This window comes from Tsukamurella sp. NPDC003166, from assembly GCF_040611135.1.
In the GTDB taxonomy this organism is placed as follows: Bacteria; Actinomycetota; Actinomycetes; order Mycobacteriales; family Mycobacteriaceae; genus Tsukamurella.
This window is the reverse complement of sequence record NZ_JBEXNL010000011.1, coordinates 141,853-155,931: the sequence shown is the minus strand read 5'-3', so window position 1 is coordinate 155,931 and position 14,079 is coordinate 141,853. Positions and strand designations below refer to the sequence as shown.

Below are 14,079 nucleotides of genomic sequence, written 5' to 3'. Positions count from 1 at the left end.
CCTTCAACTCAGCCGGATACCGATTCGATGTGCTCCCTGCCATGACTCCAACCTTCCAACATTCGGAGTCTCCGGACTACCCGGGGCGGTTCAGACACTTGTCGGCGCACTGGGTTGGCACGCTCGTGTCCCGCGCACTGACCGACGGAAGTACCATGCACCAACTACGCCACCTGTGCGCCACAGAGATCCACAATCAGACACACGACGTCCGACTCGTCCAAACGATCCTCGGCCATGCCTCACTGGCGACCACTCAGCGATACCTCGCTGTGGATGAGACCAAGGTCCGGGAGGCCTTGACCAGTAGAGCAAAGTCATGGGGGACAGAGGCCGGGAGAGCCCAAGTCGAGCAACCCGTCCCGTGAAGAAGGGGAGCTGCCCCGCCCCGCGCCGCAGTAGGGCAAGATTCAAAGACGCTCGCAACCTACGTAGAAAGGCGGGACGACCTGTGGACGGCGACACACCACGAGCCCGGGCAACTCGTCTCGCTTCAACTGAAGGACCCGTCTCCGTCCCCAGGCATACCTTCACAGCGTGCGCCGGGTTCGAGGCGAGGCTCGCCGAGAGTAGAGAGGCGTAGCCGTGGCGGAGCTCCTCCCTCTCACCCAGGCCGAGACGATCAAGACCAGCCTGCTGGACTACCTCGGCACCACCTTCGCGCTTGCCGACCCCGACGCGAAGCTGGTGCTCGACGACTTCCTGCAGCACACCGACAGCGGCATGTTCCGCGGGCCCTACGTCCGCCTGCGCCTGCCCTTCAGCCCCGCCGACACCGGCTGGCGCGAATCGCTGGAATGGTACGAGGGATTCACGCCCTACGGACACCAGGCCGCGGCGTTCGCGCGCCTGTCCAGCTACGACCTCGGCCCCGACAAGCCGCGTCCGCTGCCGACGCTCGTCACCACCGGAACCGGCTCCGGCAAGACCGAGACGTTCCTCTACCCGATCCTGGACCACGTCCAGCGCGCGAAGCGCCGCGGGCAGGCGGGCACCAAGGCGCTGATCCTGTACCCGATGAACGCGCTCGCCAACGATCAGGCCGCGCGCCTCACCGAGCTGCTCACCACGCATCCCGCCCTCGGCGGCATCACCGCAGCGCTCTACACGGGCGAGTCGGGTCCGCAGCGCGGCATGGTCACCAAGGACGGGCTGATCACCGACCGCGAGATCATCCGCGACACCGCGCCGGACATCCTGCTCACCAACTACAAGATGCTCGACCAGCTGCTGCTCCGCTCCGCGGACGCCCCGATCTGGCAGCAGAGCGCCACCAGCCTGCAGTACCTCGTGCTCGACGAGTTCCACACCTACGATGGCGCGCAGGGCACCGATGTCTCCATGCTGCTCCGCCGCCTCGGCCAGACGCTCAAGAGCTACTGGCGCACAGACGAATCCGGCATCACCGAGGCGGACCGCGAGCGCCCCCTCGGCCGCATCACCCCCGTCGCCACCTCCGCCACCCTCGGCGACGGCACCAACCCCACCTCAATGCTCGAGTTCGCGCACACCGTGTTCGGCGACACCTTCACCCCCGACTCCGTGGTCACCGAGTCCCGGCTCACCGTCCGCGAGTGGGCCGAGGGCGCGCGAACGGGCGGCCTGGCGGTCGACCGGTCCGACACCGCCCGCGAGCGGCTGCGCGCGATCCCGCTCAAGGATCGCGACCCCGCCGATGTCACCCTCGACGTCCTTGCGGCGCTGTACGGCTGCGCCCCGGGCCACATCCGACATGCCATCGGCCCCGACGGCGCGGGTCTCCTGGACCTGGTCCGCGCCCACCCTACGGTCCACCACCTCATCGAGCAGACCCACGCAGCGGTCCCGATCACCGACCTCAGCAACGAACTGGGCCCCGGCACCGTCGAACCCCTGCTGACGATGCTGAGCCACGTCCGCGCCACCGTCGGGCGCGACGCCCCGTCCGTCGAGGTGCACCTGTGGATCCGTGAGCTGACCCGTGTCGACCGCGCCGCCACCGGCTCGCCCGAGTTCCGCTGGGCGGACGACGGCGTGGTCATCGAGGACACCGCCCCCGACGACGTTCCCGCCACGTTCCTGCCGGCCGTCTACTGCCGCCACTGCAACCGGTCCGGCTGGGGCGTGACGCTCGCACCGACGGGCTATGACCTCGACGCGGACGACTCGACCATCCGGCGGCGCGCCATGAACAAGGACGACCGGTTCCGCGCGCTGATCCACGCCCCGCAGGAGGCCCTCGACGCCGAACTGTCGGGCAGCGCCGCGGCCTCCCCGGACGACGCGACCGGCCTCGTCTGGCTGATGGTCGAGGAACGCCGCATCGCAGTGCAGCGCCCGAGCCCCGGCGAGATCGCCGAGGGCCTCGCCCTTCCCGTACTGATGAACCTGGGCAACGACGCGGGCGCCGATTCGATCAAGGACACCTGCCCGTCGTGCCGGCAGCCGGAGGGCATCCGGTTCCTCGGCTCGGCCATCGCGACGATGCTCTCGGTGTCGCTGTCCACGCTGTTCGGCACCCCGCAGCTCGACGGCCGCGAGAAGCGCGCACTCGTCTTCACCGACAGCGTCCAAGACGCCGCGCACCGCGCCGGCTTCGTGCAGGCCCGATCGCACGCCCTCACCCTGCGCACCCTCATCCGGCAGGCCCTGTCCGACGGTGCCTCCGACCTCGACTCCCTGACCCACCGGGTACTGGCCCTCGCGGGCGACAACCGGAATGCGCGATACCGCCTGCTGCCGCCGGAACTCGCGGAGCGCAGCGACTTCGCGAAATTCTGGACCACGAGGACTGCGGCGGCGATCCCACCGAAGCTCCGCGCGGCGATGATCAAGCGTCTGCTGCTCGACATCGAACTCGAATTCGGCCTGCGGTCGGGTGTGGGCCGCACGCTCGAGCGGACGGGCACGGCGCTCACCTACATCGACGTGCCGGAGGCGAAGCTGCTCTCGATCGCGCGGGAGGCCCTGCAGTCCGGCGGTGTCCAGCTGACCCTCGACGACCAGAGCGAGGTCACCCTCGCGCGCTGGGTGCACGGCGTCCTGCTGCGCATGCGCCAGCGCGGCGCGATCGGCCACCCGTGGTTCGAGCGGTTCCGGCAGGAGGACGGCAATCGCTGGTGGATCACCGGCGGACGCAAGCGGGCCGAGGGCATGCCCGGCTTCGGGCGCGGTTCCTCGGCGCCCGGCTACCCGGTCACCGGGAAGGTCGGCGACACCGACCTCGAACCGATCGCTTCGCCCCGCGGCTGGTACGCCAACTGGACCGCGCAGGTGCTGGGCATCACCCCCATCGAGGGCGGCACCCTCGCCCGGATCCTGTTCGACCGCCTGCACCATCGGGATGTGCTCGCCCGTAGCACCACCCAGGCGGGCGGGCACACCTACGACCTGCCGCCGTCGTCCATCGTCGCGCGGGCAGTGACAGCCGAGGAACTCGACGAGGGCCGGCTCTCACTGATCTGCTCCACCTGCCGGGCTCCGGTCTACACCGATCCGGGTGCGGTCGAGAGGCTCCGCGGCGCGCCCTGCCTGGTGCTCCGCTGCGAGGGGACCCTGGGCGAGCACAGCATCGACGACAACTTCTACCGGCAGATGTACGCCGCCACCGACATCCGGCGCGTGGTGGCCCGCGAGCACACCAGCCTGCTGCCCGACGAGACTCGGCTCGAGTACGAGAACCGCTTCAAAATGTCCGATCCCCCGCCGGACGCACCGAACGTGCTCGTCGCCACGCCCACCCTGGAGATGGGCATCGACATCGGCGACCTGTCCGCAGTGATGCTGTCGTCGTTGCCGCGGAACGTCGCCTCGTACTTGCAGCGGGTGGGCCGGGCCGGACGCCTGACCGGCAACGCACTCGCCCTGGCGTACGTGACCGCCCGCGGCGATCAACTGCCGCGATTCCTGCACCCGGACGAGACGATCAACGGCACCGTCCGGCCGCCGGCCACCTACCTCGACGCCGAGGAGATCCTGCGGCGCCAGTTCATCGCGTCGATCGCCGATCTTCTCGCCCGAAGGCCCGACGCGCCGCGTCCGCGGAACACCCCCGACGTGCTGAAGTCGACCGCGCCGGACACCTACCTCGGAACGCTCATCGCCGAGGCCGAAGCCCACGCGCAGGAACTGGTCGACGGGTTCGTCAGCGCCTTCCCGCCGCTGGGAGACGACGTGGTGGAGCGGCTGCGCCGCTTCCCGCAGGCCACCGACGGCCCCGCCACCAGCCCGCTCGCGCACCGCTGCCGCGAGGCGTCCCGGGAGTGGACCCGCAGGATCGAGCTGCTGCAACACCGCCTCGACGCGGTCCAGAAGTTGATCCCGGACCTCCAGAGCAAGGCGACCTCGCCGGCACACACCTCCGACGACGAGGCCGAGTTGCGCACCGCCGAGGCGACCGTGCGTCTCATGGCCAAGCAACTCGCGAACCTGCGCTCCGAGTACTGGATCAGCGCGCTCGAGGTGTTCGGCCTCCTGCCCAACTACACGCTGCTCGACGACACCGTGACCCTCGCGGTGTCCGTGAACTGGCGCGATCCCGAGACCGACGGCTTCGAGTCGAACGATTTCGAGATCCACCGCGGCTCGGCGCAGGCGCTGCGCGACTTCGCCCCGGGATCGAAGTTCTACGCCAACGGCTTCGAGATCGCGATCGACGCCGTCGACCTGGGCGTCGACAGCGAGGAGGTGCACGACTGGGCGTGCTGCGCACGATGCGGCTACATCCAGGACCTCGCGGAGTCCGCCGGGGACAAGACACCGTCGGCCTGCCCGCGTTGCGGGTCGAAGACGATCTCCGATGCCGGGCAACGCCTGCCGGTCGTCGAGCTCAAGAACGTGTCGTCGGTGATCCGCCGGGAGGAGGCCACCATCGACGACGCCAGCGACGAGCGCGCCCGTCAGCTGTACCGGGTGGTGACCGCCGTCGACGTCGATCCGGCCCACATCGATTCGCGCTGGTTCGTCGAGGGGCTGGGGCTCGGGGTCACGCACGCGCGACGCCTACGGGTGCGCTGGCTGAACATGGGAACGGCACTGAGCGCGGGCGGCTCGCGGCTCGTCGCGGGGCAGGAGATCGAGGCGTCGCTGTTCCGGGTGTGCCGCGAGTGCGGGAAGCTCGACCATTCCTCGCGATCGAACCGGCCTGCCGAGCACCGTCCGTGGTGCCCGCTCCGCACCGCCCTCGACGAGGACACCGTCTCGGTGGCGCTCGCCCGCGAGATGTCGACCGAGGGCCTCGTGCTGCGCCTGCCCGTGACGATCACGCTCGGCGACTCCTTCGCCGTCCCGTCGCTGGCCGCCGCCCTGCTGCTCGGGCTGCGCGAACGCCTCGGCGGCTCCCCCGACCACCTCCACGTGACGCCCATCTGGGAACCCGCGGGCGACGACGCGCAGCGCCCGGCGCTGCTGCTGCACGACACCGTTCCCGGTGGCACCGGCTACCTCGCCGACCTCGCGCGGCCGGCGGACGTGTGGGATCTGCTGCGCCGCGCCTGGGAGATCGTGCACACCTGCGAGTGCCAGGACACCGGAAAGCTCGCCTGCGACCGCTGCCTGCTGCCGTTCGCATCACTCGCGGACATCCGGTTCACGTCACGGGCCTCCGCCGACCAGCACCTGACGACGCTGCTCACCGGGCGTGAGCACGCGCCCGACGAGGAGGCCGCGATCCCCGCCGCGGCTCCGTGGCTCGTGACCGACGACGAGCCAGAGATCGACGACGGTGAATCCGATCTCGAGAAGCGCTTCCGAGTCGCGTTCCGCAAGCGACTCGAGACGCTCGGCGCGACCATCGCGGAGAAGCCGACGGACCGCGGCGTCGTCTGGGACATCTCGCTCGGCTCGGCGAACCGGTGGACCCTGCGGCCGCAGGAGAACGTGCTCGGCAGCAAACCGGACTTCGTGCTGACCTCGGCGCGCGCGGGCGTGCCGCCCACCGCGATCTTCACCGACGGATGGCAGTTCCACGCCAGCGCCACGCACAACCGTGTCGCCGAGGACGCCGAGAAGCGCCGGAACCTCCGCGACGGCGGCTACCAGGTGATCGCCGTCACCAGGGACGACGTCGACGGTGCCGTGCTCACCTCGCCCGTCCTTCGCACCAGCGCGACGAAACCGGTGCTGCAGGCCGCGGGCGACCAGCTCTCGAAGAGCGCCCTCGACCTGGCCTTCGGCAACGCGATCGACCTGCTGATCGCCTGGATTCAGGACCCGTCCCGCGACGCGCGCAAGCAACTCGCCCACTGGGCCCCGCTGATGGCGGTCCACAGTCTGGGCGCCCAGGGCACGCGGACGGCATCCGAGTCCGTGGTCGAGGCTGCGTTGGCGACACTCGACGGCGGGGTCGCAGCAGCCGACGGAGACGTGTTCGTGGGCGGCGGAGGCGATCTCGCGTTCTCGATGCGGATCCGGTCGGTGCCCGGCGGCGTCGATGTCTCCGACGTGGCTGTCGTCTTCGACGATGCCGAGCACACCATCTCCCGCGACGCCAAGGACGCGTGGCGCGAGTGGCTGCACTGGTCGAACCTGCTCAACTTCCGCGTGCTCGGGGCCGACGTGACCACGCGGCAGCACGCCGCGCACGCGGCACCGTCGGAGGCGGGCGGTGCGACGTCCGCACCCGAGACGACGGGCACCGTCGGCCTGACCGGCGCCTGGCTGAACGCCTACGAATCGGCGCTCGAAAAGCAGCTGGTCCTGTTGCTCGCCGAGGCGGGTGTACCCGTCCCCGCAGTCGGCGAGGAGTCGGCGGGCGGCGTGCCCATCGAGTTCTCCTGGCCATCGCTCAAGCTCGCGGTGGACGTGGCCCTCACCGACGACGACCGGGCCGACCTCCTCGCCGACGGCTGGACGCTGTGCCCCGCCGACGTCGACGCCATCCGTGCAGCCCTCCACGAGAAAGGTGCCTGATGCCGCAGATCATCCTCGGCCCCGGACTGAACAAGATCGACGGCAGCCTGCAGAAGGCCACCTACGCGTTCCTGGCGAAGCTCGCGAAGAACGACGCCGCACCGGGTCTACACATCGAACCGATCAACAACTCGGTCGACCCGCGGGCCCGGACCGGCCGCGTGGACATCAGCAACCGCGCGGTGCTGTTCAAGCTCCAGGGCAGCGGGGGTGACGCGTCGTACGTCTTCGCGGGGACGTACCCGCACGACGAGGCGATCGAGGTCGCCCAGAAATCGCGCATGGACATCAACCCGCGCAACGGCATCGCCGAGCTCATCCCCGTCGATGCCGCCCCGGAACCGAGCAGGCCCGCTCGGCCGGCACCGCGCACCGTCGAACCCGCTCCTGCACCGGAACCGGTGTCGTCCGGCCCGCGGTCGCGGTCGCTGGGCGAGCGCGAGTTCACCGTCGCCTATCTGGCCGACCTCGGGTTCGCCGCCGCCTTCGCCGAGGGTGCACTCGATCTCACCGACTCGACCGAACTGCTCGAGTACGCCGAGTCCGCTCCCGCGACCTGGCAGGGCCACGCCTTGCTCGACCTGTTCACCGGCGAGAGCGTCTCGCAGGTGCGGGAGCGGTACGGGCTCGACGGTGCCGCCCCCTCCGGCGACACCGAGGACGACCGCCTGCTCAACGCGCTCCAGCACCCGGCCTCCCAGATGGAGTTCGCATTCATCGACGATCAGGACGACCTGCGCGCCGCGATCGAGAACCCCAACTTCACCGCGTGGCGGGTCTTCCTCCATCCCGAGCAGCGCGCACTGACGACGAAGAACTTCACCGGTTCCGCGCGCATCACCGGCGGCGCCGGCACCGGAAAGACGGTGGTGCTGATCCACCGCACCCGCGAACTGTGGCGGCGCAACCCGCAGGGCCGGATCGTGCTGACCACGTTCAACCGGACGCTCGCCGACAGCCTAAAGGACCAGATCCGGCTCCTCGACCCGAACATCGCGCTCACCGACACGCTCGGCGCCCCCGGCGTGTACATCGCGAGCGTCGATCAGATCGCGCACCAGGTGGTCGCCCGCGCCGGCGACCTCGGCGGCCGCGACGGCAAGCCCGGCCCCGTGGCCGCGGTGCTCGGACCGCGCACCGCGCAGATCCGCAGCACCCGCGCCGGACGGTGGCAGCCCGCCGCCGAGCAGGCCGGTGACGGACTCCCCCGCGAACTCACGACGCCGGGCTTCCTGGAGGCGGAGTACGCGATGATCGTGCTCCCGAACGCCGTCACCGCGGCCGCCGAGTACCTCAGGGTGCGGCGTCCCGGCCGCGGCGTCGCCCTGAACCGCGCACGACGGCAGGGGGTCTGGAATGTCATCGCCGCATACCGGGCCGCTGCCGCTGCGGAGGCGAGCGTCGACTACGAGGAGAAGGCGGCGATCGCCGCGCGTGTGCTGCAGGAGCAGGGTCCGGTGGCGGACCACGTCCTCGTCGATGAGGGCCAGGACCTGAGCCCGTCGCGGTTCCAGCTCCTGCGGGCATTGGCGGCGGAGGGCCCCAACGACCTGTTCATCGCCGAGGACGGGCACCAGCGGATCTACGGGCAGAAGCTCACGCTGAGCCACTACGGCATCAAAGTTCGGGGGCGGGCCTCGGCGCGGCTGACGCTGAACTACCGGACCACCGAGCAGAATCTGCGCTTCGCACTCGGGATCCTCGAGGGCCAGGACTTCACCGACCTGACCGGCGAGAGCGACACCGTCGACCAGTACCACTCCGCACGGAGGGGCCCGGATCCTCAGCTGATCCAGGTCGATTCGCTGGCTGAGGAGTACCGGCGCGTGGCCGAGTTGGTCGAGGAGTGGAAGGCGAAGAAGGTCGCGCCGGAGAGCATCGGCCTGCTCGTCGCGACCCGTGACAAGGCGGAGCGGCTCGTGCGAACGCTCGGCGAGCACGGCGTGCACGTGTCGTTCGTCGACCGGGACGCGGCCGGGCGGCAGGGCCTGCCCCAGGTGATGACGATGCATCGCAGCAAGGGCATGGAGTTCGCCCGCGCGATCCTCGTCGATGTCGGTGCGGCCAACATCCCCCGCGGCTACGTCATCGACGCCCTCCCCGAGGGGGATCGTGAGGACGCTCTTCAGCGCGAACGTTCGCTCCTGTACGTGGCCGCCACTCGCGCCCGCGACCAGCTGGTCGTGATGTGGACGGGCGAGCGCAGCTCTCTCCTCGAAGGCCGACTGTCGTGACCACACCATCGGACGCGATGCCGCCGTGGCAGCACTTCATCCATGCCGTGTTGGCCGTCCTGTCCGACGGACGGGTCTGGGCGACCGCCGATCTCAAGCACGCAGCCGTCGACGCGGCAGGATTGAGCGAGGAGCTTCGCGCTGAGACTTTCGACACCGGCGGGAATCGCGCGGAGAATCGCGTGGGCTGGGCGCTCTCGCACCTCACCCGCGGAGGAGCCGTCCACAAGCCGCAGTTCGGGCGATCGCAGATCACCGATGCTGGGCGGCGGCTATTGGCCGAGCACCCGAACGGGGTGTCGCAGGCGGACGTCGAAGAACTCCCCGAGTACTGGAACTACGTCCCGGTGAAGCGCTCGCGACGCGCTCCCCAGGAGGATTCGGACGACCAGTCCTCGTACTGGTTCGTCGGGGCGTACTTCCGCAGCGATACCGTCCAGGACCAGACCGAAGCGTTCGTGCGCGAAGGGATCTGGCGCAACGGCTACGCGGACAAGTACCTCGACCTCGTACGCGCGATGCAGCCCGGCGAACGGATCGCGATCAAGGCGGCGTTCACACGGAAATACGACTTGCCGTTCGACACGCACGGCTACCCGGTCTCAGTGATGGCGATCAAAGCCACGGGCACCATCGAATACAACGACGGTGACGGGCGAACGGTCACCGTCGACTGGGATCCACTTCCGGACGAGCAGCGTGAGTGGTACTTCTACACGAACCAGCAGACGGTGTGGCGGGTCCGTGCCGACCAGTGGACGTCCCGCTCGCTGATCGACTTCACGTTCGACGGTGCCGATCAGGACCTTGATTCCTTCCGTAACTACGGCACGTGGGCGGATCGTTTCGGGGATGACGCGGATGACGCCTCCCCCACGGTGTCGCAGACCTCAGCCGGCGCGTCGAACGAGGCTGACCAGACCGACGAGGAGACCCCCGATACCGACACCTACGGCATCGACGAGATCATTGACGACGGTTGCTTCATCGACCGCGCGGAGTTGGCGACCCATCTCGAAGTACTGCGGCGCAAGAAGAACCTGATTCTGCAGGGTCCCCCTGGGACGGGCAAGACGTGGCTCGCGAAGCGCCTGGCGCGCGCCCTGATCGGCATGCGCGCTCCTGGCGGCCTTCTCACACCCGTCCAGTTCCATCCGAGCACCAGCTACGAGGAGTTCGTCCGCGGGTGGCGCCCCAACGGAGAGGGCCGACTCGATCTGGAGGATGGACTGTTCCTCAAGGCCGTGGCCGCCGCCCAGGCGGACCCGGGCCATAGCCACGTCGTGGTGATCGAGGAAATCAACCGTGCCAACCTGGCGCAGGTGTTCGGCGAACTCCTGACCTTGCTCGAAGCCGATAAGCGCACGGCCTCGGAAGCCCTCACTCTGTCGACTCCACGGTCGGGCGAGCCTGCGATGTTCCTCCCCACGAACCTCTACGTGATCGGAACCATGAATCTCGCGGATCGCTCGCTCGCCATGGTGGACTTCGCGTTGCGACGGCGATTCGCCTTCGCGGACCTCGCACCGACCTTCAACGACGCCTGGCGCACCTGGGTACGCCGCAACAGCATCGACGATTCCTTTCTGCTCGGCATCGCGGCACGTGTCGAAGCGATCAATGAATCGATTCGCGACGATCGCGCCCTCGGCGAGCAGTACTGCATCGGGCACAGCTTCTTCACCCCGCCCCACCACGATCCGATCGTCGACCCCGAACTGTGGATCGACCAGGTCGTGGAACAGGAGATCCGACCGCTCCTCACCGAGTACTGGTTCGACGCTCCGGAGCGCGTGAACCGGGCTCTCGAGACCCTCCGCCGCTGATGGCGCCCGGCGTCGTCGTCTCCGGAAGAACCGAGATCCCGGTTCGGAACCTCTGGCTATTGATGATCTACGCCTCAGAGCTCTTCCAATCCCAGGACCTACCGAACATCGGCGGCATCGAGGACAACCCCGACTCGCTGTTCGACGTCATCGCGGACGTCCTGGCCACCGCGGTGGAACGACGGCTCCGGCGTGGCCTCGGGAGGCGATACGTCTCTCGACGAGAGGAGCTCCACCGTGTGCGGGGACGGATCGATCTCATCGGCACCGAACGACGGGACCTCCTCCGGCGTGGGAGGGTCTCGTGCGCATTCGACGAACTCTCCGTCGACGACCTTCGCAACCGCCTCCTCCATACCGGCCTCCTCATCGCAGCTCGGTACGCTGAGTCCACGGAACTGGCAGGACGCTGCCGAAGTGCCGCAGGCATCCTCGCGCAATTCGGAGTCACAGCACAGCCGGTCTCTCGGCGAGAGGCCGCATCGATTCAGCTCGGCCGCAACGATTCGCAGGACATGGAGTCGATCCACGCCGTCCGGTTACTCATGGAGATGGCGATCCCGGCGGAGGACGGCAGCGGCCACGCCGGACGAGCGCCACTCCGTGACATCGAACAGCTGCGAAGACTCTACGAGAGAGCTGTTCGCGGCTTCTACCGCGCAACGCTTCCCGCCCCGTGGCGCGTGCACCGCGGCGAGTTGGTCATCAGGTGGCCGGTCATCGATCCGTCCCCCGGACTGGCGCACGTCCTGCCGACGATGAAGATCGACACTTTTGTCGAGAATCCGGACCGGAGGATCGTCGTCGAGACCAAGTTCACGGATGCGCTCAGAGACGGCGGTCACGGCCCACGACTCAAGCGTGATCATCTCTTCCAGCTCTACGCGTACGTTCAGTCCCAGCACGGAGTGGACGACCTGTCGCGCCGCACTGAGGGCGTCCTGCTGTATCCAACGATCGGCATCGATATCGACGAGTCCGCGACGATTCAGGGGCACCGGTATCGCTACCTGTCCGTCGATCTGGCCGGCAGCACGACCGACATCCGCTCCCGCCTCGCCGACGTCGTCACCGGGGATCGGGCACACTCAGTGGGGTGAGAACATTCACGGACCTCGCCCAGTACATCGCCCTCCCCCGCACCAACGCCCTGACCGCGTCACCGGACGGGAAGCGTCTCGTCGCTGCGGTCAGTGAACTGACCGAGGACGGCGCGGAGTACGCCGGCGCCCTGTGGGAGATCGACCCCACCGGGACGGAACCCGCCCGCCGGCTCACCGACCCGGCACGCCCGGCATCGTCGCCGACCTTAGACGGCTCGCGACTTCTGTTCGTCCGCAAGCACGGCGACGGCGACGACGCCGTGCCCGCGATCTGGGAACTCCCGATCGCCGGCGAGCCGGTGCTGCGGGCGCAGGCGCCGGGCGGGCTGTCGAGCCCCGTCGCTCGTGGCGGGATCGTGCTGGCCGTCGGCCCGCGGTTCGCCCAGGACGACGAGACCGACACCCGGATCCGCACCGCCCGCAAGTCCGGGAAGGTCTCGGCGATCCTGCACACCGCTGCGGTCGTCCGGTACTGGGACGCCGACCTCGGACCCGCGATCCCGTGGCTGTACCGGATCGACGGCGACGGTGGGAAACCTCTCACACCCTTGCCCTTCGGTGTTTTCATCGAGCCCCATCCGTCGCTCTCCCCCGACGGCTCGTTCGTGATCATCGAGGACGGCGCCGCCCGCGGCACCGCGGTGCGGTCCCGGCTGGTCCGCGTCGACACGGCGACCGGCGACGCGTTGCCGATCGTCGACGACGAGGCCTTTGAGGCGCACGCGCCCGCGGTGTCGCCGGACGGCGGGCGCATCGCCTACATCCGGGAATCGATCAGCACCCCGGAGCAGGCCCCGACCGTGACCCTGTGGGTGCACGACCTCGCCACCGGCGAGAACACGCAGTGGGCGCAGCAGTGGGACCGCTGGCCCGGAGCACCGGTCTGGATGCCCGGCGGCGAGGCGGTCCTCCTCGCCGCCGACGACAACGGCCGCGCCCCCGTCTTCCGCGTCGACGCGGCAGGAGCCACCCGGATCACCGACGACGCTGCCGCGTACTCCTCGCTCCAGACCACCGACGGCGGAACGGCGTTCGCCCTGCGCTCGTCGTACCTCACCCCGCCCCATCCGGTCCGGCTGGACGGCGGCACCGTCGTCGACCTCCCGACCGTCGCGGAGCGCCCGGACCTGCCCGGCACGCTCACGGAGCTCACGTCCGCCGGGCCCGACGGTGCCCGTACCCGCTCCTGGCTCGTCCTGCCGGACGGTGCGGACGCGGATCATCCCGCGCCGCTGCTGCTCTGGGTGCACGGCGGCCCGCTGGGCAGCTGGAACGCCTGGCAGTGGCGGTGGAACCCGTGGCTGCTCGCGGCGCGCGGGTACGCGGTTCTCCTTCCGGACCCGGCGCTGTCGACGGGCTACGGGCAGGACGTCATCCAGCGCGGCTGGGGCCGCTGGGGCGGCCCAGTCTTCGACGACCTCATGGCCGCGGTCGACGCCGCCGAGGTCCGCGAGGACATCGACGAAACCCGCACGGCCGCGATGGGCGGCAGCTTCGGCGGGTACATGGCGAACTGGATCGCCGGGCACACGGACCGGTTCGACGCGATCGTCTCCCATGCCGGGCTCTGGGAGCTACCGGGCTTCGGTACCACGACCGACGCACCGTTCTACTGGCGCACCGAGATGACACCCGCAATGGCCGAAGCGAATTCGCCGCATCACGCCGTCGCGGACATCCACACGCCGATGCTGGTGATCCACGGCGACAAGGACTACCGGGTGCCGATCTCGGAGGCGCTGTCGCTCTGGACGCAGCTCCTCGCGGACTCCGGGCTCCCGGCGGCGCCGGACGGCTCCACCGAGCACCGGTTCCTCTATTTCCCGGACGAGAACCATTGGATCCTCAAGCCCGGCAACGTCGCCGTCTGGTACGAGACCGTGTTCGCCTTCCTCGCCGAGCACGTCCTCGCCGAGTCACGGGACATGCCCGAAGTACTCGCCTCCGACCCCGGAATCTCAGCGCATAACGCCGAGGAATCCCTCCTCATGTAGACACCACCTCCCAGAGGACGTACAATATTGCGTA

General features: G+C 69.3%; 6 protein-coding genes. All 6 read left to right on the top strand.

Annotated elements, in window-relative coordinates; genetic code table 11:
* Positions 1–41: 41 nt before the first annotated feature.
* The 6 genes from ABZX10_RS14400 to ABZX10_RS14375 all read left to right on the top strand — a co-directional run bounded on the left by ABZX10_RS14400 (position 42) and on the right by ABZX10_RS14375 (position 14,045).
* Complete coding sequence (locus ABZX10_RS14400) at positions 42–368, top strand: tyrosine-type recombinase/integrase (RefSeq protein WP_355540735.1); 327 nt, start codon at positions 42–44, stop codon at positions 366–368.
* A gap of 217 nt (positions 369–585) precedes the next feature.
* Complete coding sequence (locus tag ABZX10_RS14395; protein WP_355540693.1) at positions 586–6,888, top strand: DEAD/DEAH box helicase; 6,303 nt, start codon at positions 586–588, stop codon at positions 6,886–6,888.
* Entirely contained in the window at positions 6,888–9,122 is a 2,235-nt protein-coding gene (locus ABZX10_RS14390; protein ID WP_355540690.1) for a 3'-5' exonuclease, read from the top strand. The genes ABZX10_RS14395 and ABZX10_RS14390 overlap by 1 nt, the downstream gene beginning before the upstream one ends.
* Complete coding sequence (locus ABZX10_RS14385) at positions 9,119–10,948, top strand: AAA family ATPase (protein WP_355540687.1); 1,830 nt, start codon at positions 9,119–9,121, stop codon at positions 10,946–10,948. The genes ABZX10_RS14390 and ABZX10_RS14385 overlap by 4 nt, the downstream gene beginning before the upstream one ends.
* Positions 10,948–12,048, top strand: coding sequence for a 5-methylcytosine-specific restriction system specificity protein McrC (locus ABZX10_RS14380; protein ID WP_355540684.1), 1,101 nt, complete (start codon positions 10,948–10,950; stop codon positions 12,046–12,048). Before ABZX10_RS14385 ends, ABZX10_RS14380 begins: the two co-directional genes overlap by 1 nt.
* Positions 12,045–14,045 (top strand): S9 family peptidase, encoded by a 2,001-nt coding sequence (locus tag ABZX10_RS14375; protein WP_355540681.1) that lies wholly within the window; start codon positions 12,045–12,047, stop codon positions 14,043–14,045. Before ABZX10_RS14380 ends, ABZX10_RS14375 begins: the two co-directional genes overlap by 4 nt.
* Positions 14,046–14,079: the final 34 nt, after the last annotated feature.